Annotated in this window: 16 protein-coding genes; 8 read left to right on the top strand and 8 right to left on the bottom strand. The window is 68.9% G+C overall.

The annotated features are described in order from the left end of the window. Positions 1-51: 51 nt before the first annotated feature. Positions 52-2,367, bottom strand: coding sequence for a beta-L-arabinofuranosidase domain-containing protein (locus ABZ345_RS06225; RefSeq protein WP_359843525.1), 2,316 nt, complete (start codon positions 2,365-2,367; stop codon positions 52-54). 290 nt (positions 2,368-2,657) lie between these two features. Between ABZ345_RS06225 and ABZ345_RS06220 the strand changes: the two genes are divergently transcribed. Continuing rightward, entirely contained in the window at positions 2,658-4,799 is a 2,142-nt protein-coding gene (locus ABZ345_RS06220; protein ID WP_359843523.1) for an SNF2-related protein, read from the top strand. Position 4,800: 1 nt separating this feature from the next. Here the strand turns inward: ABZ345_RS06220 and ABZ345_RS06215 are convergent, their stop codons facing one another. From ABZ345_RS06215 to ABZ345_RS06205, 3 genes are read right to left on the bottom strand one after another with little or no spacing between them, the layout of a single operon-like run. Beyond that, positions 4,801-5,721 carry an alpha/beta hydrolase gene (locus ABZ345_RS06215; protein WP_359843521.1) on the bottom strand — a complete coding sequence of 307 codons (921 nt, stop codon included), beginning with the start codon at positions 5,719-5,721 and terminating at the stop codon, positions 4,801-4,803. 2 nt (positions 5,722-5,723) lie between these two features. After that, on the bottom strand, positions 5,724-6,287 hold the full coding sequence (locus ABZ345_RS06210; protein WP_359843519.1) for a TetR family transcriptional regulator: 564 nt from the start codon (positions 6,285-6,287) through the stop codon (positions 5,724-5,726). Next, positions 6,284-6,724 (bottom strand): nuclear transport factor 2 family protein, encoded by a 441-nt coding sequence (locus ABZ345_RS06205; protein ID WP_359843517.1) that lies wholly within the window; start codon positions 6,722-6,724, stop codon positions 6,284-6,286. The genes ABZ345_RS06210 and ABZ345_RS06205 overlap by 4 nt, the downstream gene beginning before the upstream one ends. Before the next feature lie 389 nt (positions 6,725-7,113). Here ABZ345_RS06205 and ABZ345_RS06200 point away from each other — a divergent pair, with 389 nt between their 5' ends. Further along, the gene (locus tag ABZ345_RS06200) at positions 7,114-8,370 is read left to right on the top strand and encodes an MFS transporter (protein WP_359843515.1); all 1,257 of its coding nucleotides are present in this window, start codon (positions 7,114-7,116) and stop codon (positions 8,368-8,370) included. 6 nt (positions 8,371-8,376) lie between these two features. On the opposite strand, the gene ABZ345_RS06195 is transcribed toward ABZ345_RS06200, so the two are convergent. Then, entirely contained in the window at positions 8,377-9,534 is a 1,158-nt protein-coding gene (locus tag ABZ345_RS06195; RefSeq protein ID WP_359843513.1) for a mandelate racemase/muconate lactonizing enzyme family protein, read from the bottom strand. Between the two features lie 74 nt (positions 9,535-9,608). On the opposite strand from ABZ345_RS06195, the gene ABZ345_RS06190 reads away from it, so the two are divergent. The 4 genes from ABZ345_RS06190 (at position 9,609) to ABZ345_RS06175 (ending at position 15,185) form a co-directional block, all read left to right on the top strand. Then, positions 9,609-10,352 (top strand): FCD domain-containing protein, encoded by a 744-nt coding sequence (locus tag ABZ345_RS06190; RefSeq protein WP_359843511.1) that lies wholly within the window; start codon positions 9,609-9,611, stop codon positions 10,350-10,352. A gap of 176 nt (positions 10,353-10,528) precedes the next feature. Next, positions 10,529-11,911, top strand: coding sequence for an extracellular solute-binding protein (locus ABZ345_RS06185; RefSeq protein WP_359843509.1), 1,383 nt, complete (start codon positions 10,529-10,531; stop codon positions 11,909-11,911). After that, positions 11,908-13,917 carry an ABC transporter permease subunit gene (locus tag ABZ345_RS06180; protein WP_359843507.1) on the top strand — a complete coding sequence of 670 codons (2,010 nt, stop codon included), beginning with the start codon at positions 11,908-11,910 and terminating at the stop codon, positions 13,915-13,917. Before ABZ345_RS06185 ends, ABZ345_RS06180 begins: the two co-directional genes overlap by 4 nt. Then, positions 13,914-15,185, top strand: a complete 1,272-nt coding sequence (locus ABZ345_RS06175) for a mandelate racemase/muconate lactonizing enzyme family protein (RefSeq protein ID WP_359843506.1) — start codon at positions 13,914-13,916, stop codon at positions 15,183-15,185. The genes ABZ345_RS06180 and ABZ345_RS06175 overlap by 4 nt, the downstream gene beginning before the upstream one ends. Here the strand turns inward: ABZ345_RS06175 and ABZ345_RS06170 are convergent, their stop codons facing one another. Then, the gene (locus ABZ345_RS06170) at positions 15,186-15,926 is read right to left on the bottom strand and encodes a ribonuclease activity regulator RraA (RefSeq protein WP_359843504.1); all 741 of its coding nucleotides are present in this window, start codon (positions 15,924-15,926) and stop codon (positions 15,186-15,188) included. A gap of 175 nt (positions 15,927-16,101) precedes the next feature. On the opposite strand from ABZ345_RS06170, the gene ABZ345_RS06165 reads away from it, so the two are divergent. After that, positions 16,102-16,353, top strand: a complete 252-nt coding sequence (locus ABZ345_RS06165; RefSeq protein ID WP_359843502.1) for a LuxR C-terminal-related transcriptional regulator — start codon at positions 16,102-16,104, stop codon at positions 16,351-16,353. Positions 16,354-16,536: 183 nt separating this feature from the next. Next, positions 16,537-16,935 carry a hypothetical protein gene (locus ABZ345_RS06160; protein ID WP_359843500.1) on the top strand — a complete coding sequence of 133 codons (399 nt, stop codon included), beginning with the start codon at positions 16,537-16,539 and terminating at the stop codon, positions 16,933-16,935. Positions 16,936-17,008: 73 nt separating this feature from the next. Here the strand turns inward: ABZ345_RS06160 and acpA are convergent, their stop codons facing one another. Together acpA and ABZ345_RS06150 are read right to left on the bottom strand one after the other, a co-directional pair. Then, the gene (acpA, locus tag ABZ345_RS06155) at positions 17,009-18,661 is read right to left on the bottom strand and encodes an acid phosphatase (RefSeq protein WP_359843498.1); all 1,653 of its coding nucleotides are present in this window, start codon (positions 18,659-18,661) and stop codon (positions 17,009-17,011) included. Between the two features lie 110 nt (positions 18,662-18,771). After that, complete coding sequence (locus ABZ345_RS06150) at positions 18,772-21,006, bottom strand: tetratricopeptide repeat protein (protein ID WP_359843496.1); 2,235 nt, start codon at positions 21,004-21,006, stop codon at positions 18,772-18,774. Between the last annotated feature and the right edge of the window lie 78 nt (positions 21,007-21,084).

Genomic DNA, 21,084 nt, shown 5'->3' with positions numbered 1-21,084 from the left:
TCTTGCACCTTTTCGGCCGAACGAACCGTGGTCAGGTGGAATTGCGTGCCGTCAGTTGGCTACCAGGCGCCAGCGGTTGTCCGCGCTGCCGTTGTCGGAGTCCTGCACGGCCTGCGCTCCCTGCGCGGTGGAGCCGTTGAGGATGCCGAGCAGCTTGCCGCTGTGGACGTTGCGGATCTTGTGGGTGCCGTCGCCGTTGGGGACGAGGGTCCACCTGTGGTCGGCGGTGCCGTTGTCGGCCCACTGCAGCACGCGGGCGTTGTCGGCGGTGGACATGTTCTCCACGCCGAGCACCTTGCCGCTGTTGACGTTGCGCAGCCGCACGTCCGTCCCGTCGGTGATCAGCTGCCAGTTGTGGTCGGCCGTCCCCGTGTCACCCCACTGCAGTGCCAGTCCGCCGTCGGCCGTCGACATGTTCTGGATGCCCAGCACCAGGCCGGTGCCGGCGTTGACCAGCCGATAGCTCGTCGTGCCGCCGCCGCCGGTGTTCCAGTAGACGGTGTAGTTGAAGCCGTGCGCGTCGTGGAACGGCCCGAGGTTGACCTGTGTTCCGTTCGCCTTCGCGGTGAACGCCAGTGACGACGTGCTGGTGCGGGTGACGGAGTTGACGTCCAGCGAGGGCGGCGCGGTCAGGGTGGTGTTGCCGTAGTTGCCCGCGAGTACGGCCGGGCCGTAGGTGAGCGCGACGACGTTGCTGTTGTCGTTGGCGGGTTGGACGGTCACGCGCATCGGCAGTCGCAGCGTCACCTCGTCGCCTGGGGTCCACGAACGCGTGAGGGAGGCATAGGTGCCGGGCGTGGTGGTGATGTTCTGCGTGACGCCGTTGACGCTGATGGTCGCGCCGGTGGTCCAGGCGGGGATGCGCAACCGCATCGTCCAGGATCCGGCCGCGTTGCCGGTGACGGTCAGGGTGGTGGTGTCGCTCGCCGGGTAGGTCGTGGTCTGGGTGACGGTGATGCCGCGCGACGACCACGTCAGCACCGAGGGTGCGTAGAGGTTGACGGTGAGGGTGGTGCCGTTGAAGAAGTAGATGGAGTCGGCGAGTTTGGTGTTGGTCTCGAGCGCGGTGCCCTGGCAGCACCAGAAGGTGCCGTAGTCGGTGCTCCAGTTGCCGCCGCCCCACGCCGGGCCGGTGTTGCCGCGCCGGTGGCCGGGGTTGAGGCCGGTGAAGTAGCAGATGTGGCCGTGGGGATCGGCGGTGTTCTGCTGGCCGATGAGGTGGTTGAGCAGCGCGCGTTCGTAGTAGTCGAAGTAGGTGGCCCGGTTCGGGTCGGTGAGCCACAGTTCTCGGGTGAGCTTGAGCATGTTGTAGGTGTTGCACGCCTCGCACGTGTCGGTGTTGAGGTAGGCGGCGATGGCGTTGGGCGCGCGGAAGTGCTCGGCCTGGCTGTTGCCGCCGATGACGTAGGTGTGCGCGCCGACGGTGATGTTCCAGGCATTGCTGGCGATGTCGCGGTAGCGGGTGGTGCCGGTGGCCTTGTACTCGCGGGCCGCGCCGATCCACTTCGGCACCTGGGTGTTCGCGTGCAGACCGCTGAGCCGGTCCTGGTTGGCGGCCAGCGGGTCGAACACCGCGGCGTGGTCGAACCGCTGGGCGGCCGTCAGCCAGCGCGACTCGCCCGTCTGCTGGTACAGGTCGGCCAGCACCGCGTTCATACCGCCGAACTCGGTGCCGAGGATGTTCTGCATCTGGCTGTAGGACAGCCGTGCCGTGCGCCAGTCCACCCACCCGGCCATGCGCAGCAACACGTCCCGTGCCTGGGTGTTGCCGATGTAGCGCCACGCGTCCAGCAGCCCGGCGAGGGTCTTGTGCAGGGAGTAGTACGACACGGACTTGGGCGAACCGGCCTCCATCGCGTCGAAGTCCGACTCCGGGAATCCGGACAGGTATCCGGTGTTGAACCCGGCCGCCGAGTTGTTCGCCTGGCACTTGGCCAGTTCGGCGACCATGTAGTTGGCCCTGTCGCGGCACGTCGTGTCACCCAGGACCGCCCACGCCTGTGCCCACGCCGTGAGGAAGTGCCCCTGGCTGTGCGTGCGGAACGGGAAGTTCGGGGCTTCCCACCCGCCCAGCGCCGCGGCACCGCCGGTGGACAGGCGGTGGTTGGCGCGGAAGTTGTAGAGCAGCCGGTCGACGTCGACGAACCGCAGGTAGGACAGCGTCCGGTTCTGGTTGTCCAGCCACCGGCCCGGCGTCAACCGGACCTCGGACAGGTCGAAGGGGGAGGCCGACACGCCCGCGTCGCCGCGGACAGGTGGCACCGTGGCCGCCTGTGCCGAACCGGTGACCAGCGACGGCGCGGTCGTCGCGATGGCGGCAACACCTGCGGCTTGCAAGAGCCTGCGTCGACTCAACGATGAGGACATGGCGATGCTCCCGGTTGCTCGGCGACGTTGCCCGCACTGTCTGGGCGCGTCTCCGCGGAGACGCGGTGTGGCACGGAATCTAGCCACGAGCGGAATGCGCGGTCAACGGCAGATGTGAGCGCTCACCTTCACGCAGTAGCGTCGAATGACGTTCGACTCTCCTTTGCGCAGAGGCATTAGCGCATGTGGTGATCCAGTGTGAGGCTAGCTGGCTGTTAGCGTTAACAGCTCCGCCTGCTGACGCCAGGCCTCGTTTCGGTATTCTCGGGCCGCCTGACGGAAGGACACGGGTGGACGACTCGTCGAAGGTCGGTAGGCATGCTCGCGCGGTGCTGGCCGCCGCGAAGGCGTTCCGCGCCGAGGCAGCAGGGGTGCGCGCGGAACCGGATCGGTTGCTCGCGCTCGCCGCCGCCCAGTACCAGGCCGTGCGGGACTCGCAGGTGGCCGACCAGCTTCGCGCCATGCCGGTGGACAAGCTCCGGGACACGAAGGCGAACCTGCGCCTGAGCAAGCTGAAGGCCGCCGGGTTCCGGACTGTCGCCGATGTCGCCGAGGCACGCCCGGACCAGCTGGATGGCGTGCCTGGAGTCGGCAGGCAGTCCGCCGAGCAGATCGTGCGGGTCGCCCGCGCCGTCGTTGACGGTGTTGCGCGCGACACGACTGTCCGGCTGAACCCCGACCGCGCTGACCGCGCCCAGACCGAGCTGTTGCAGCTGATGTCCAAGCTGCGCAGGGCGAACCAGCTCGTCGGCCCGCTGCGGGAGCCGCTCGCGGACGTGCTGGGCAGGGTCGACGCCGACGTGCGCGCCGCCGCCCGTGCCTGGAGCCGGCTGCGGATGTTCTTCTCGTCGCGCAAGAAGCGACAGGCCGCCCTCGACTCGCTCGGCCGGCTCGAGGCGCTGCTGGCCAGTCGCGACGTGGCGGCGTTGCGGGCGGTGGACAAGCAGCTGCGCGTGCCGGACCTGGATCACCGTTCGCTGTGGCGCGACTACGAGCTCGACGCGGCCGCCTACAACACGCTCCTCGCCGACCTCGGTGGCGCGGAGGCGATGCCGGATCGCAGTGCCGCCAAGGGTTTCGTCCCGGCCGACATCGAGCACGAGGTCGACGCGACCACGCTGGACACCAGCCTGCTGAAGGTGTCGCTGCGCGGCTACCAGGTGTTCGGAGCCAAGTTCGCGCTGGCCCGCAAACGCGTCATCATCGGTGACGAGATGGGCCTGGGCAAGACGATCGAGGCCATCGCGGTGATGGCCAGCCTCGCCGCCGGTGGTCGGCGCGGGTTCCTGGTGATCTGCCCGGCGAGCGTCGTCGTCAACTGGGTCAACGAGATCGCGAGGCACAGCGACCTCGAGCCGCACCGGATGCACGGCGCGGGCCGCGACGGCGCGGTCGGCAAGTGGCTGGCACAGGGCGGTGTCGGCGTCACGACGTTCGGCACGTTGCCGAAACTGGTGCTGCCGAAGAGGTTCCGCCCGGCGCTGGTCGTCGTCGACGAGGCGCACTACGTGAAGAACCCGGACACGCAGCGCTCCCAGGCGGTCAACACGATCGTGCAGCGCGCGGAGCGGGCGGTGCTCCTCACCGGCACGCCGATGGAGAACCGCGTCGAGGAGTTCCGCAACCTGGTCGCCTATCTCCAGCCGAGCGTCGCGGCCCGCACGGGCGCCACCGACGCCGTGGTGGGAGCGAAGGCGTTCCGCCGTGTCGTCGCACCGGTGTACCTGCGGCGCAACCAGGAGGACGTGCTGGGGGAGCTGCCGGAACTTCTGGAGATGGAGGACTGGGTCGAGTTCGGCAAGCAGGACCGGGGCGCGTACCTCGACGCGGTGCGCGCGGGGAACCTGATGGCGATGCGCCGCGCCGCCTTCGCGCCGGGCACGCCCCGAGGCTCGGCGAAGCTGGAGCGGCTGCTGGAGATCATCGAGGAGTCGAGGGACAACGGCTGGAAGGTCGTGGTGTTCTCGTACTTCCACGACGTCCTGGACGCGGTCGCGCAACACGTCGAGGTCTTCGGTCCCCTGACCGGCGCGACGTCGGCGCAGGGTCGTCAGCAAATGGTGGACGCGTTCACGGCGTGCGACGACCACGCGGTGCTGGTCGCCCAGATCGAGGCGGGCGGCGTGGGCCTCAACATCCAGGCCGCGTCCGTGGTGATCATCGCCGAGCCGCAGTGGAAGCCCAGCACGGAGGACCAGGCGATCGCGCGGTGTCACCGGATGGGCCAGGTCCGCAAGGTCCACGTGCACCGGTTGCTGGTCAAGGACAGCGTGGACGCGCGGGTGCAGGAGATCCGCGACCACAAGACTCTGCTGTTCGACCACTACGCGCGTGAAAGCGACACGAAGCACTCGCACGCGAGCGCGCTGGATTCGGCGATGTCGGTGGAGCAGCGAGTGGTGCAGGCCGAACAGCAGCGCCTCGGTCTCTGAGTCACAAGCTCCCGAAGAACCCCAGCAGCGCGGCGTTCACCTCGTCGGGACGTTCCAGCTGAACCCAGTGACCCGCACCGGCGACGTCGACGACACCTCGCAGGTCTGCCGCTGCCTTGGCCATGGCGGTGCTGTCGGTGAACGCGCGGGTGAGATCGTTTTCGCCGCAGAGGTAGTACGCCGGGGGAGTGATCCGCGCGTCGTGCCAGGGTGCGAGCAACTCCCAGTTGCGGTCGATGTTGCGGTACCAGTTCAGGCCGCCGGTGAAGCCTGAGCGTTCGAACGACTCGACGGCGACGTCGATGTCCTCGTCCTCCAGCCAGTCGGGCATCTGCTCGGGAGTGGTGAATCGGTCGAGGAAGCCCTCACCGTCCTGGACGACGGGCGCCTGCGCGGAGCCACCGAGCAGGGTCCGGAACGTGGCCCGGATGTCCGCGCCGAACTCGGCTTCGGCGACGCCCGGTCGCTGGAAGTAGATCTGGTAGAAGCCCTCGCCGAAATGCGCGCGCAGCAGGCTCAGCGGTGGCGCCGGCGCGCGCGGTGCGGGCGGCACGCTGATCCCGGCGACGCCCCGAACCAGGTCCGGGCGCAGCAGGGCGGTGTGCCAGGCGACCGGCGCGCCCCAGTCGTGCCCGACCACGATCGCCGGCTCCTCGCCCAGCGCTTCGATCAGCCCCACGACGTCACCGACCAGGTGCAGCATCGTGTACTGCTCCACACCGGCAGGTCGATCCGTACGGCCGAAACCGCGTTGATCCGGCGCCACGACGCGATATCCCGCGTCGGCCAGCGGCCCGATCTGGTGCCTCCACGAGTGTGATGTCTCGGGCCAGCCGTGCAGCAACAGCACGAGCGGGCCCTCGCCCTGCTCCGCGACGACCATGTTGATGCCGTTGACGGCGACGGTCCGGTGGACGACCACGACTACTTTTCCTCTTCTGCGGTGGAAGGTGAATCGACGAGCTGGAGAATCCAGGCGCTCCAGGCCGTGTCGGCGCGGCGGCCGGACAGGTCGAGCGCGGTGGAGACCGTCTGGATCAGACCTGTGGCGAAGAACGTGCGCACCTGCGAGGAATCCGCGCCGGTCAGCCTGGCGATCGTCTTCATGAGACCCAGATGACGACGCCGTACCGCTTCTCGCACGTCCTCGTCGGCCGCCGCCGCGAAGCCCTGCAACATCACCAGACCGATGGTGCGTTCCCGTCGCAGGAGTTTCCGGTAGGCGTCGCCCAGCGCGATCAACGTCGGTTCCGCGCGCTCGAACGCGCCCTCGATCCGGTCGAAGGCGAGATCGACGACTTCGAGGAACAACTTCTTCTTGGTGCCGAACATCTGCACGACGCGCGGGTGCGAGATGCCGGCCCGCTCGGCGATGGCGTCCAGGCGCCCACCCGCCAGTCCGTTGCTGGCGAACTCGACCCCGGCCGCTTCGAGGATGCCCGCCCGGCGCGCCGCGGCGGGCAGGCGAACAGGAGGGCCGGCGTTCACCCGGCGACCGTCTGACCGCGGACCTGGCGCTCGACGAACTTGTTGTCGTACAGGCACCGGTAGGCGTGGATCAGGCCGTCCTCGCCCAGTTCCAGCCGGTCGTCACCGTGGAACTCGACGCGCCGGTCGGTTCCGGCGACAGTGCCGGTGAAACGCCAGGCCACGACGATCGCGCGCCGAGTCGTCTCGGCGTAGAAACCCACGCGTTCGAACGAGTAGTCCGGAAAAGTGCGGGCCATCTGCGCCACGAAGTCGCGGATGGAGTCCGGGCCGTGCGCCGTCGCACCCAGCGCGGGTTCGTCGTAGACGAGATCCTCCGCGCACATGGCCGCCACCGCGCCGGCGTCGTGCTCGTTCCAGGCCTTCGCCCATCGGCCGCAGAACTCCTCGACCGCGGCGATGTCACTCGCTGCCACATCTGCCATGTTCGCCGTCATGCCGCTAACTTACAGGTCAGTAAGAAGTTTGCCAAACGAGTCGGCGGGACCCGGCCACGCGAATGTCGGAGGCCATCCGGCTGAAGTCCGCGGCGGGCGGCTAACCGAGTCGGGTACGGCGATGTGTGGGGGAGTGGTTGGAGCCTGCGGGCTCGTCGGGCTGGGGCGTCATCGTCGTCGGGCTGGTGCTCGTCGCCCAGGTGATCGGATGGATCTACGTCTTCGGGCCGCTGGCGTGAACGGAATCAGGTGATCAGTGGCTCCCGATGAGCACCCGGCTGGGCAGGCTCTCGATCGCGAACTGCAGGTCCTCGTGCGCGGGTACGGTTCGGCGGGGGATCCGTACTGGAGTCTTCTGTCGTGAAAGCCCTGCCGGAGGAATTCGCGAAGTGCCCACGAAGGCTGACGACGCCGAGGTGAGACTGGGCAGTCGCTTCCACAGGCTCTTCGGCGCCACGCTCGTGTCGTCCATCGGCACCGGCATGCACGCCGCCGCGTTGCCCCTGCTGGCCCTGCAGAGCACCAGCAGTCCGATGGCGTTGAGCTTCGTCGTCATGGCTGCCGAGATTCCCTGGGTGATGCTCTCGCTGCACGCCGGTGTCGTGGTGGACCGGCTGGACCGGCGGCAGGTGATGGTGTGCGCCGACCTGGCCCGGTTCGCCGTCCTGGTCGTTCTCGCGGTGCTGATCCTGACCCGGCGGACGAACCTGGTGTGGCTGGTGGTCGCGGCGTTCCTGCTGGGCATCGGCCAGGTCTTCTTCGACATCGCCGCCCAGTCGGCCATCCCGGACTTCGTGTCGCGGGATCCGCGGAAGCTGGCGACGGCGAACGGGCGGATCGTCGCGGCGGAGAGCAACGGTGAGGACTTCGTGGGGCCTCCGCTCGGCTCCGCCCTCTTCGGCGTGTGGAACTTCCTGCCGTTCGCCGGCAACGCTCTCTCGTTCGCCGCCAGCGGTCTGTTGATCTTCTCGACGCGGACGGACGCCAAGCTGAAGGAGACGTCCGACGCTCCGCGCCAGAGCGTGCGGAGCGACATCGTCGAAGGCGTTCGATGGTTGTTCGGGAACCGGACGCTACGGGCGCTGGCCGCGGTTTCCTGCCTCGGCAACGTCGCCGCCACCGCTCAATTCGCGATGCTCGCGCTGCTGGCCAAGGAGGTCCTCGACCTTCCGGACTTCGGGTTCGGCCTGCTGCTGACGGCCACCGCGGCCGGCGCGACGGCCGGGGGACTGGCCGCCGCGGCCGTCAGCAGGCGATTCGGCTCCGGCACGGTGATGCTCGTGGGCAAAGCCGGTGTGGGCGCCGCCATTCTGGTTCTGGGACTTGTCGCCGATCCCTGGGTCGCGGCCGCGATGATGATGGTGACCGGTGCGTTGATGACCGCGGAGAAGGTTGTTGTCAGCACGTTGCGTCAGCAGATCGTGCCCGACGAGCTCCTGGGACGGGTGCTCTCGTCGAGCCGGCTGGTGGTCATGGCCGGAGGACCGGTCGGAGCGGCGCTCGGCGGCATTCTCGCGAGCGTGTTCGCCGTCCGGGTTTCGTATGTCGTCGCTGGTGTCTTCCTCATCCTGGTGGCGTTGGTCTTCTCTCCCGTGCTGAACAACCGCGCCCTGGCGAGCGCCACGGACGAATCCCGCCCTTCCTGACCGCCACTACTCGAACACCCCGTATCCCGCGACCGCGTGTGCCCGGACCCCGTCCATGTCGAGCTCCACGCCGATGCCGGGAGTGTCGGGAAGCGTGATGTAGCCGTCCTTGACGATCGAACCGCTCCCGTCGGGGGCGTGGACGTAGCTGTCCCACACCGCGCGCTCCTCCAGGGCGTGCCATTCCTGCACGAAGAAGTTCGGGATCGCACCGCACTGATGCGACGTGGCCATCGTGCCCAGCGGCGTCGACACCAGGTGCGGCGCGAAGGGGATGTAGTGCATCTCCGCGAGGTTGGCGATCTTCTTGGCCTCGGCGAGACCACCGCACTTCGGCACGTCCGGCTCGATGACGTCCACGGCGCCGCGTTCGAGCAGCTCGCGGAATCCCCACCGCAGGTAGAGGTTCTCGCCCGCGCAGATCGGTGTGCGGGTCTGCTGGCGGACCCGCACCAGTGCGTCGATGTTCTCGGCCGGCAGCGGTTCCTCCAGCCACATCAGGTGGAACGGCTCGAGCTCCCACGAGATCCGGCACGCGCTCGGCACGTCGTAGCGGGCGTGCAGGTCGATGGCCAGGTCGACGTCGGGTCCGATCGCTTCGCGGACGGCGGCGACGCGCTCGACCATCGAGCGCAGCTCGGCGGCGTTGATCGTGTGGTTGAAGGCGTCGAACTTGGCGGGGTGGTGCAGGTTGTCGACGTCGAACTTGATGGCGGTGAAGCCCTCGGCGACCATGCGCTGGGCCCGGTCGACGCAGCCGGCGACCGAACCCGCCGGGTCGTCGCCGTCGCCGCAGTCGGCGTAGAGGCGGATCCGGTCGCGGAACTTCCCGCCGAGCAACCGGTACACGGGCTGGCCCGCGGCCTTGCCCGCGAGATCCCACAGTGCGAGCTCGATCCCGGACAGGGCGATCACGAACACCCCGCCCTGAGGGCCCGCGAAGACCTTGTTGCGCCGCAGCTTCTCCCAGCACCGCTCGACGTTGCGCGGGTCTTCGCCGATCAGGAGGGGGGTCAGGAATTCGATCATTCCGACGACGGCGCCCGCGCCGGCGTCGGGATTGGCCTCGCCGAACCCGCTGAGGCCCTCGTCGGTATCGATCCGGATCAGGGTGGCCTCACCGTGGTAGGCCACCACTGCCGTCGTGACGTTCACAATCCGCATTTGCTCTCCCGCCGATGGGACGTGCACACGAGACGGACTGTCGCTATCTCCAACTTGTCCTATAAGCTGATGACATGCAAAGGGGACAAGAGTCTCCGGACGCTGTCAAGGTCCGGACTCTTCCGGTTCAGGTGGCGGCACACCTGACGCGGCGCATCGTGAGTGGCGACATCGAGGACGGCCGGGCGCCGTCGGAGCTCGAGATCTCGCGCGAGTTCGGGGTGTCGCGCGTGGTGGCGCGGGAGACGCTCAAGATCCTCGCCTCGCTCGACATCGTCGACGTCGCGCAGGGCCGCCGCGTCACCGTGCGTCCCCGCGCCGAGTGGGACTACCTGAGTCCGTTGCTGATCGAGTGGCTGCCCGCGGAGATCGTCGGCGAGCTGCTGCAGGAGCTGCACCAGATGCGCGTGCTGCTCGAACCCGAACTCGCCGCGATGGCCGCGGCCAGCGTCACCGACGCGACGCTGGACCGGCTCCGGGACGAGGTCGGCCGCATGGCGGCGCTCGAGGCGGACCCCAACGCCTACCTCGAGGTCGACCACGAGTTCCACATGGAGATCTGCCGGGCGGCCGACAACCGCATCCTCGACCGGATCATGTACTCCGCCCGCTGGCTCGGCACGGCCAGCCGGCGGATCACCAACGAGGATTCGGACGCGTTGCGCAAGGCCACCGCCGACCACACGGAGATCTACGAAGCGCTCGTGGCGCGCGACCCGGACCGTGCTCGCGCGGCGATGCGCAAGCACCTGGCCAACAACTCCACTCTCCTCGCGGAGAAGGAGAAGCAGACCAAGCGGGCCACCCGGCGTCGCTAGTCGCACGGCACGACCGAGATCCGTTCTTCACCACTTGCACGACCCGGCAGCGCGGCCATCGCCTCGTTGTCCCGCCGGTTGCACCGTCGCCCCGTCGGTACGCGTCCGCTCTGCCGGACGCGAGAGGAGTGGTCATGGAAGAGAAATCGGACTTATCGAGGCGCACGTTCCTCGGGATGAGCGCCCTGGGCGTGCTGACTCTCGCCGGGTGCGGGGGCAGCAGTCCCACCGCTCCGCAGGTCGACGTCCAGGTACCCCAGGCACTCCTCGACCAGGCGGCCTCGCTCCGCGGCGGGTCGGTCGGGATGCTCTCGCAGAAGCTGTACTCGGAGACCGCCAACAAGGCGCTGGACAAATCGTTGCAGGCCTTCGCGCAGGCCACCGGCACCACCGTCCACAACGACCTGGTCTCCGGCGACGCGGGCGACATGGTCGCGAAGATGGACGCCGAGGTGAAGGCGGGCACCAGCCGCGACTTCGCCTTCGTGAGCGATCGGCGGTTCGTCGGCCAGCTGCACAACCTCGGCGCTCTCACCGACGTCACCGACGTGGTCGAGGAGATGCGCAAGCTCTACGGGGACCCCGCGACCGAGGCGAACAACTACTGCGTGTTCGACGGGCGCTGGTTCGCGATCCCGTACCACTTCATCGCGTCCGCGATGTACCTGCGCAAGGACTGGTACACGGAGAAGGGCCTCGCGCTCAAGCCCCACTACACGTGGGAAGAGTTGCGCGACAACGCGTTGGAGGTCTCCGACCCGGCGAAGAAGCGCTTCGGCTGGGGTCTCACGGTGAACCGCTCCGGCGACGCCAACGGCTTCATCACGAACGTCATCAACACCTACGGCGGGGCGATCGCGGACAACACCGGCACGAAGGTGGTGTTCAACTCGCCGGAGACCGTCGCCGCCGTCACGTTCATCGGTGACATCTACACGAACCCGAAGTACACGCCGATGCTGCCACCGGGGATCGGCAGCTGGACCGACTCGAGCAACAACGAGAACTGGCTGGCCCAGATCCTCGGGCTCACGCTCAACCAGTTCAGCGTCTACGCCGACTCGAAGACCAAGAACAACCCGGTCTACGCCAACACCCACCCGTTCAACGGTGCCACCGGACCGGCGATCGACAAGCCGCTCGCGTTCGGCGAGTCCAACTCGTTCGTCGTGTTCAAGGGAGCGAAGAACCCCGACCTCGCCAAGCTCGTCGCGAAGTTCATGGTCGGCGGGAGCGCACTGCTCGGTGTCGCGAAGGGAGCACCCTGCCTGGTCAACCCCTCGTGGGACAAGGTGTGGGACTCCGACCCGTACTACACCAGCGGTGACCCCGCGTTCCCCGCTCTGCGGGAGCAGACCCGCACGCCGCTCCCGGTCGCCACCAAGACCGGCTTCAAGTTCCCGCAGGCGCCGAGCCCCGGCGAGCAGGCCGCCACCGCCGCCTACGTGCTGACCGACATGATGCAGTCGGTCATCCAGGGCACCAAGCCCGCCGACGCCGTCGCCTCGACCCACGCCCGGATCGTCCAGGTCTTCGAGCAGCAGGGCTACAAGCAGTGACCGACCTGCGCACGCGGCCGGCGCCGGTCCGTCCGGCGCCGAGCAGGTCGCCCTCGCTCAGCACGTCCCAGCGGATGCTCGGGCGCGACTGGCGCCTCGCGGCGGTGTTCATCGGGCCGACCCTGGTGCTGGTCGCCGGCCTGATCCTGTTCCCGATCATCGACTCGGTCCTCACCAGTGCCACGGAACGCCACGGCGCGGAGACGGTCTTCGTCGGGCTGGACAACTACACCGCTCTCATCGGCGACGCCCTGTTCCACAAGGGTGTGCTCAACTCGTTCGTCTTCACCGCGTACGCCGAGATCTTCAAGGTGGTCCTCGGTCTCATCGCGGCGTTGATGCTGCACCACATGCGCCGCGGCCGGGCCATCATCGCCGGGGTGATCCTGCTGCCGTGGGTGGTGCCGACGGTCGTCACGGCCTTCACCTGGCGGTCGTTGTTCGACCCGATCTTCGGCAGTGTCAACGTCCTGCTCACCGACTCGGGGATCGGGCCTTTTCTCGCCGCGATCGGGCTCGTCGACCGGTGGCCCGCGGAGTGGCTGTCGGATCCCGCGCTCGCGATGCCCGCGGTCATCCTCGTCAACGTCTGGAAGGGCATCCCGTTCTTCACGGTGACGTTCCTCGCCGGGCTCAAGGCCATCGACGGCGGTCTCTACGAGGCGGCCATTGTGGACGGTGCGTCGCCGTGGCAGCGCTTCGTGCACATCACGTTGCCCGGCCTGCGCAACATCATGATCGTGACGGTGCTGCTGTCGTCGATCTGGACGTTCAACAACTTCGACCTGATCTGGCTGATGACCCAGGGCGGACCGGGGGACGCCACCGCCCCGTACGTGATGGTGGCCTACTCGAAGGCCATCCAGCAGCTGCAGCTGGGCGCGGGCGCCGCGGTCACGCTGGTCATGCTGCCGATCATCGGCGTTCTCGTCGTGATCCTCGTGCGGATGATGCGGCGCAGCGACCAGCCGGGCGCGAGCGACCTGGGGCGCAGGAGGCTGACTCCTGCCCAACGCGCGGCGCTGCCGTGGGTGATCGTCGCGGGCTCGGTCCTCGTGCTGGTCTGGTCGTCGCCGCACATCGTGTGGAAGGCCGCGCTCGTGCTGGGCGTGTTCGTGGTGCTCGCTGCGGCCGTCGGACGAGTCGTCTCCGTGCTCGCCGCGCGGGGCAACCGGCTGGCGGCTCGTCTGGTGGCCGGTACCGGCAGCGGGATCGCGCTGGTGGGGCTGCTGGGTTTCGTGCTCGCGCCGCTCTATTGGATGACGGTCACGGCGTTCAAGTCCGACGACCAGATCGTCGCGCGCACCGACGACCTCTGGCCGACCCCGTGGACCACCGAGCAGTTCACCAACCTGTTCACGGGCAGGGCGTTCGGCACCTGGTACGTCAACACGATCCTGGTGTCGGTGGCGTCCACCGCGATCGCCCTGGTCTGCGCGGCGCTGGCGGGCTATGCGCTGGCACGGCTGAAGTTCCGGGGTTCGGAGAGCTTCACGGTGACGATCCTGCTCACCTACGTGATGCCCGGCGCGCTGCTTTTCATCCCGCTGTACCAGATGATGAGCGGGATCGGGCTCAACGACTCGTTGTGGTCGCTCGTGCTCGCCTACCCGACGTTCACACTGCCGTTCGCGACGTGGCTGCTCGTCGGCTACTTCAAGTCGATCCCTGCCGATCTCGAGGAAGCCGCGCTGGTCGACGGCTGCACCCGGTTCGGAGCGTTCGTCCGGATCGTGCTGCCGCTGGCCAAACCGGGGCTGCTCGCGGTCGCGCTGTTCACGCTCACCAACGCGTGGAACGAGTTCCTGTTCGCCTTCGTGTTCATCACCAAGGACGACTACAAGACGCTGCCCGTCGGCATGCAGTCGATGATCTTCGGTGACGTCGTGCCGCAGGGACAGCTGGCCGCGGCCTCGCTGCTGATCAGCATCCCGGTCGTGATCATGTACGGGTTCGGGCAGCGGTTCCTGACCGAGGGCCTCACCGCGGGCGCCGTGAAGGGATGACCGGGCCGATCACCGAGGAGCACGTCGCGACGGCGTCCCGGCCGAGCAGCCTGCGCATCACCGACCTGCGGGTGGCCACTGTGGACGGTGTGCCGTTCCGCTCGTCGATCATCAGGATCGACACCAACCAGGGGCTGACCGGCTACGGGGAGGTGCGCGACCAGGCCAGCGCCACCTACGCGCTCATGCTCAAGAGCCGGCTCGTCGGTGAGAACCCCTGCAACGTCGACAAGATCTTCCGCAAGATCAAGCAGTTCGGGTTCCACGGACGTCAGGGCGGCGGGGTCTCCGGCGTCGAGATGGCGCTGATGGACCTGGCCGGCAAGGCGTACGGGGTGCCCGCGTACGCGCTGATCGGGGGCCGGTTCCGCGACGAGATCCGCTGCTACGCGGACACGCCGTCGCTGCCGGACCCGCACGCGATGGGCGCCCGTCTGCTGGAACGCAGACAGCGGGGATTCACGATGCTGAAGATGGACGTGGGCGTCGACCTGCTGTGGGACGTACCAGGGGCGCTGATCGCGCCGCCGGGTGCCCGCGCGGACCTGACGACCATGCATCCGTTCACCGGCATCCAGGTCACGGCAAAGGGTGCCGGCCATCTGGCGTCCTATGTGGACACCGTCCGCTCTGTCGTGGGCTACGACATCGCGCTCGCCGCGGACCACTTCGGTCACATCGCCCTCGACTCCTGCATCCGGATCGGCCGCGAGCTGGAGGAGTTCACCCTCGCGTGGATCGAGGACCTGATCCCGTGGCAGCTGACCGACCAGTGGCGCCAGCTCACCGAGGCCGTCGCCGTCCCGACGTGCACGGGCGAGGACATCTACCTGCTCGACGGCTTCCGGCCGCTGCTCGACGCCGGCGCCATCCGCGTCGTGCACCCCGACCCGGCGACGGCGGGCGGGATCGCGGAGACCAAACGACTTGGTGACTACGCGCAGGAGCGTGGGATCCCGATGGCGTTGCACCTGGCGGCGTCGCCGATCGCGACGATGGCGTGCGTGCACCTGGCCGCCGCCACCGAGAACTTCCTCGCACTCGAACACCACGCGGCCGAGGTGGAGTTCTGGAGCGACCTCGTCACCGGCCTGCCCCGCCCGTTGATCCGCGACGGCCACATCGCGGTGCCGGACACGCCAGGACTGGGGTTCGGCGACATCGACGAGGAGGTGCTGCGCAGCCACCTCGACCCGCGCGATCCGGTGTTCTTCGCCGAGACGACGCACTGGGACGCCGAGTCGAGCCACGACCGACTGTGGAGCTGATCAGGTCTTGTCCTGCTCAGCGCGCCACCGCTCGTACTCGGGCCGGGCCTCGTCCGACAACGGGTAGTACAGCCGCAGGTCGCCACCCTCGGCCAGCCGGATCCGGGAGAACTCCTCCCATTCCGCGTGTTCCTGAGCAGCCGCCAGCAGAGCGGGCGCGAGCTTGACCGGCACCACGACCGCCCCGTCGTCGTCGGCGACGACGATGTCACCCGGCTCGACGAGCGTGCCACCGCACGCCACCGGCACGTTGACGGCGGCGGGGACGATGCCGGTCTGGGCGTGGAAGTTCGGTGTGGCACCACGGATCCACAGCCCGAGGCCGAGCTTCTTGGCCTCGCCGATGTCACGTAGACACCCGTCGATCACCACGCCGGCGCCGCCGCGGCCCTTGAAGTAGGTCAGCATCATCTCGCCGAACACGCCGCTGCTCATGTCCCCGCGCGCGTCGACGACGATCATGTCGCCGGGCCGGGTGTGGTACATGACGTGCCGGTGCAGCTGCTTCTCCGGCTCGGCGTACTCGTCGACGGGGTAGAGGTCCTCCCGCTTCGGCAGGAACTGCAGCGTCAGCGCCGGGCCGGCCACCCGCACGCCGGGGGTCACCGAGACCGGACCGCTGATGAACGCGCTGCGGATGCCCATGCGGCTGAGCTCGGCGCTGGCCGTCGCGCTGCCGATGGCCGCGAGGGCCGCGCTGAGTTCCGCCGGCGGGCGAACGATGTCGTGCGTCTCGACCACGTCGGTAGCTCCCTCATGTCCGCGTTGACCGCAACTGCCGGAGTGTCGATGAGACTGCCTCTGAGCGTAGTCCGGCGAACAGGCGGTAGCCCGGCGTTTGGAAGTGGTAGACAGAGGTTGGACGCTGGCCCGGGTCGTACTGCCTGGGCCGCCGTGCAGACGGGGGGCTGCGGACATGCGTGCACAACTGGGAGAATCCATTGCGGCACTGAGCGAACGGGAAACCGAGGTGCTCGTGCTGATCGCGGGGGACAGGACGGACCGGGAAATCGCTCGAGAGCTCGGCATCGGTGAGCGGACGGTCCGGGCCCACGTCAGCCGCATCCTGCTCAAGCTGGGTGTCGCGTCGCGGGTCGGCGCGGCGGTCGTCGCCACCAGGGCGGATCTCACCCGCGGCGCCGACGGCCGGGATCGCCACGGGGGATGAGCACGGCCTTCTCACGCCACTGAGAAACTCCTGTCACCGAACATGTTCTGTGGCAACGGTTTCGGCCTGATGGTGGTCGGCGGAATCGCCACGGCGGCGACGCCAATGTCGCAAACTTCCTTGCACGGCAAGACTCTCTCCTACGGCCGGCGACTGGTCCGGCCGGACTGGGAGGTTTGCACAATGGCTGTCACTCGCGCGATTCGTTGCGCCGCCATCGGTTCCACCGTCGCGGCGGCGGGCGCCCTGCTCGTCGCCATGGCACCGGCCGCGTCGGCCGCACCCACGACGTCGAACGGCCCCATCACCACGATGGGCACCTGCGGACAGACGTTCTCCCCCAGCACCTCCGGGGCGAAGGCGTACTGGGAGGTGCAGTGCTCCGGTGGACGGGTGCGGATCAGCGGCTGGGTGGAGGACACGGACGCGGACGGGCAGTGCGCGAAGGTGAAAGCGATCTGGCCGAACGGCAACACCTACTTCAGCCCGGCGGCCTGCCCGAAGGGCAACCGGAAGTCGTTCACATCGCAGTACAACAGCGGCAACAGCGTGAGCGCCTACCTGTACGAGTACGACGTGTGACCGCAAGAGGCTGAAGACTTCGTCCGGCCCGACCGCTCTCGCGATCGGGCCGGATGACCGGATTCGCCTGAGTTCAGTGGAACGTGGTGAACAGGTCGCGGACCGCAGCGTCACGGGTGCCGAGCGGCGCGAGGTGGAAGCGGTGCTCGATCGTGGCCATGATCGACGTCGTGTCGTGCGGGGTGTGGTCCACGGAGAACCGTTGCGGCAACAGGGGAGAGATCACCAGCGCCGGGATGCGGGTGCCCGGCCCCCATCGGTCGCTGACGCCGCGGCGCGAGGGTGGCGGGACGTGGTCCCACTGGCCGCCGAACTCGTCGTAGGTCACCACGACGAGCGTGCGGTCCGCGTCCGGGCCTTCCTCGACGGCTTTGAGCAGGTCCACGAGGTGACGGCTGCCGGTGTCCTCGCTCGCGTAACCGGGGTGTTCGTTCTCCTCGCCGACCGGCTTGATCAGACTGACCGGCTTGAGGTGACCGGACTTGGCCGCGGCGATGAACTCGACCTCGTCACGCAGGTGCGCGGCGCGTGCGGCGGTGCCGGGGGCGTAGTTCGCGTAGTAGTTGAACGGCTGGTGGTGGTACTGGAACGTCGCATCAGGACAGTTCGGGTACACCGCGCCGGCTGCGGTGCGCGGGCTGGTGCAGGTGCCCGGTGTGGTGCCGTTCGTCCAGCCGGGACCGCCGACGTTGCCGTTCGCGTTGTCCCAGCCACCGGAGTACCAGGCCCAGTCGACCCGCGCCGACGACAGCCGATCGCCGATGGTCGGCGTCGTCTGCGGCGGCAGCTGCCGTGACGCCGCGGTGCCCGGAGCGAACGGCTGGTACGGCGGCTGGATCGTGTTGACCGCGTAGTCACCGCACGTCGTGCTCTTCGGCGGCGCGGTCACCCCGGCCGGGACGGCGCACGTGCCGTCGGAGTTCGCGGCCTGGGTGAGGGCACGGTCCGCGGTACCCGGTGTGGCGGGGTGCAGCGGTGAGGAGCCGGGGTAGCCGTCCGGCCCCACGACCGAGTGCAGGTCGTTCGCCGAACCGTCGCGTACGGCACCTGGCCAGGTCGGCGTGTTCGGCGTGATCAACCACTGGTGGTTGAGGAACGAGCCGCCGAACGCACCCTGGAAGAACCGGTCCGCGATCGCGTAGTTCGGGGCGTGCCTGCCGTGCAGGTACTCGTAGACCGGTAGGCCACGCGTGTCGTAGGTGCCCATGGTCAGGCCGACCGCGTCGCTGCCCGCCACGTAACGGTCCATCCTGCCGCCGTCGATCTGGTACTGCTCCTGGTAGTACCGGTGCACCAGGTCCCGGGTGCAGCCGCCGGGCAGACCCTGGCCCTTGGGCACGCCGTTGGGCAGGAACTGGCCGGGCGCGGGACAGGTCTTGTCCTCCGGCGCGATGTAGTCGTCGATCTGGAACGGCTTGTTCGCGAACGCCGAGCTGATCGTCGCCCCGGTGCAGGTCACGGGCAGCGGGGGCGAGGTGAGGTTGACGTCGTTCTGCGGCAGGCAGGGCAGTGGCGTGCCGTCCGGCGCGACCTGGCGCTTCGGATGGGCGGCGCGCAGCCCGTCCACCCGTTCCCAGCCGCCGAACAGGTTGTCGAAGCTGTGGTTCTCCTCGTAGATCACCACGATGTGGTCGATCCGATGGCTGTGGCTCGTCGCACTGGCGCCGAGCGTGCCGGCGAGCAGCACGGGCACCGCCATCCCGAGCACGACCGTTCGCGAGACCATGCCGCACCTCCTGCACCGTTGACCGGTGCAGCTTCACCCCGCTGTCTGACAGTGGCAACCCGACCTGTCCGAAATGGGAAGCCTTGGGTGCCGGGCGGGTTTGTCCGGACCTACTTCGCGGATTCGGCGGCTGGCGGTGGTTGGTCGCCGTCGTCACGCGGGTCGAGATCGTCGAGTTGCCGCTGCACCTGTGCGGCTTCGTCGTGGCGTCCCTGGTTCTGGTACAGGCGCAGGGCTTCCAGCCACACCGCGCGTGCCTGCTCGGTGTGGCCGAGGGCGAGGTGCGGATGGCCGAGGTTGTTGAGGGTGATGGCGACTTGGTAGTTGTTGCCGATGTCGCGGAACATGCCGAGGGCCTGCCGGTAGTGGTCGATGGCCTGGGCGTGATGGCCGGTGTGGTGCTCGATCCAGCCCAGGCTGTCCAGGGTGGCCGCCTCGAAGTCGGAGTTGTGGTGGCGCCTGTGGAAGATGAGCGCGGCCTGGCAGTGGGCGCGGGCGGTGCCGTAGTCGCCGAGGCGGGCGGCGTGCCAACTGGCCGCGCTGAGCGCCTCGGCTTCCCACACCGGGGCACCGAGGTCGCGGTAGAGGTGCATGGCGCGGGTGGCGTGGGCCAGGGCCCGCTGGTCGTCTCCCCTCCGCCCCCAGGCCAACGCGAGCACCTGGTGGATGTGGGCTTGTTGGAGGAGGTCGTGCTGGGAGTCGGCCAGGGCGAGCGACTGGTCCAGGTGCCCGGTCGCCTCCTCGTGGTGATCCAGGTCGGCGTGGGCGAGGCCGAGGAGTCGATGGGCGCAGATGTGCACGGTGGGGTCGGGCAGATGGACGGCGGCGTCCAGTGCGGCACGCCAAGCGGCGAGCCGGTCGTGGACATGTCCCCGCCGGGCACGGAAGCTGTCGAGCGTCCATGCCAGCTGCCACGTGGTGGAGTGCCAGGCCTGGGTGATGGCGCTGTGCTGGGCGGCGAGCAACGTGGGGTACTCGGTGTCGAACCAGGCCAGCGCCGTCGCTGCGTCCGATGGCAGCTGGGGGTGGGTGCCGGGGGCGGGCGGGTCGAGCCGGATGGAATCGCGGTGGGGACGCAGGAGGCGGTCGGCGGCATGCGCGGTGTGGGTGTAGAAGTCGAGCACCCGCCGCAGCGCCGCCTCCCGCACCTGCTTGTCCAGCTCGTGGGCGACGGCGGTGGCGTAAGCGCGGACCAGGTCGTGCATCCGCCAGCGGCCGTGGCCGTCGTGGTCGAGCAGGGACGCCTCCTCCAACCCGCCCAGCACCCGCCGGGCCCGTGCCAGGGGCAGAGCCGTGAGAGAGGCGGCGGCGGAGAGGCCGATGTCAGGGCCGGGGGCGATGCCGAGCAGCCCGAACACCTCCCGCTGTTCGGGCGTCAGCGCGCGCACCGACCAGGACAGGACTGCGGGCAGGCTCGCGGCCGGGTCGTCGTTGTCGAACACGTCCAGCCGGGTGGCCTCGTCGCGCAGTTCAGCCGCCAGGGCGGCCAGCGGCATGCGCGGTGCGCTGCAGGCGCGTCCAGCGACGATGGCCAGGGCCAGCGGGAACTTTCCGCAGTAGGCGAGCAGGTCGCTGACTGCGTCGGGTTCGGCGGCGACCCGGCCGTGGCCGATTCGGGTGGTGAGCAGGTCGCGGGCCTCGACGTCGGCGAGGACGTCGAGGCGCAGGCTGTGGGCGCCGTGGTTGGCGATCAGGCTGGTGAGGCGTCGGCGGCTGGTGACCAGCACCATGCAGGACGGGTCGCCGGGTAGCAGCGGGGTGATCTGGTCGGCGGCGGCGGCGTTGTCCAGCACGATCAGCATTCGCCTGCCCGCGACCAGACTGCGGTAGAGCGCGGCCTGGGCGTGCAGGTCGGTCGGGATGCGGGTGGGGTCGATGTCGAGGCCGTCGAGGAAGCCGCGCACCGCCGCGGGTGTCTCCATCGGCTGTCCCGCAGGGGAGAAACCGCGCAGGTCGACGAAGAGTTGCCCGTCGGGGAACCGGTCGAGATGGGCGTGAGCCCAGTGCAGGACCAGCCAGGTCTTGCCGATGCCCCCTGTCCCGGCCAGCGCCGAGATCACTACCGTCCCACTCGCGTCCGGTGAGCGGTTCAGGGCGGCGGTGAGCTCGGCCAACTCGGCCTCGCGGCCGACGAAGGCGGCGGGCGCGGCGGGCAACTGCCGCGGCACCGGCCGCTGTGGTGCGGCGGAGTGATGGTGGACGCCGCCGGTGATCGTGTGGGCCTGCACCGCCACACCCGACACCACTCCGGTCACGGTGTTCCGCACCGCGATGCCGTCGGCCTCGACCGGTCTGCCCGTCTCGTCCGCACTGCCCGTGCCGTCTCGCTGGTCATGGCCCGTCATCGCCGCCCCTGGCAACTCCTGCCCCGGAAGCCTTCAACGCTGACAGCCTGGCGCCGTCCTGCCTCGGGTGTCGACCCG

Origin of the sequence: Lentzea sp. NPDC005914, assembly GCF_040629405.1 — a bacterium.
In the GTDB taxonomy this organism is placed as follows: Bacteria; Actinomycetota; Actinomycetes; order Mycobacteriales; family Pseudonocardiaceae; genus Lentzea.
The sequence above is the reverse complement of the archived record's forward strand: the minus strand, read 5'-3'. Positions and strand labels throughout refer to the sequence as shown.

What these genes read in the sequence shown, in the direction of transcription:
- ABZ345_RS06225 (WP_359843525.1), bottom strand. Translation starts at nt 2,367, where the DNA reads ATGTCCTCATCGTTGAGTCGACGCAGGCTCTTGCAAGCCGCAGGTGTT.
- ABZ345_RS06205 (WP_359843517.1), bottom strand. Translation starts at nt 6,724, where the DNA reads ATGACGGCGAACATGGCAGATGTGGCAGCGAGTGACATCGCCGCGGTC.
- ABZ345_RS06195 (WP_359843513.1), bottom strand. Translation starts at nt 9,534, where the DNA reads ATGCGGATTGTGAACGTCACGACGGCAGTGGTGGCCTACCACGGTGAG.
- ABZ345_RS06190 (WP_359843511.1), top strand. Translation starts at nt 9,609, where the DNA reads ATGCAAAGGGGACAAGAGTCTCCGGACGCTGTCAAGGTCCGGACTCTT.
- ABZ345_RS06185 (WP_359843509.1), top strand. Translation starts at nt 10,529, where the DNA reads ATGAGCGCCCTGGGCGTGCTGACTCTCGCCGGGTGCGGGGGCAGCAGT.
- ABZ345_RS06175 (WP_359843506.1), top strand. Translation starts at nt 13,914, where the DNA reads ATGACCGGGCCGATCACCGAGGAGCACGTCGCGACGGCGTCCCGGCCG.
- ABZ345_RS06165 (WP_359843502.1), top strand. Translation starts at nt 16,102, where the DNA reads ATGCGTGCACAACTGGGAGAATCCATTGCGGCACTGAGCGAACGGGAA.
- ABZ345_RS06160 (WP_359843500.1), top strand. Translation starts at nt 16,537, where the DNA reads ATGGCTGTCACTCGCGCGATTCGTTGCGCCGCCATCGGTTCCACCGTC.
- acpA (WP_359843498.1), bottom strand. Translation starts at nt 18,661, where the DNA reads ATGGTCTCGCGAACGGTCGTGCTCGGGATGGCGGTGCCCGTGCTGCTC.
- ABZ345_RS06150 (WP_359843496.1), bottom strand. Translation starts at nt 21,006, where the DNA reads ATGACGGGCCATGACCAGCGAGACGGCACGGGCAGTGCGGACGAGACG.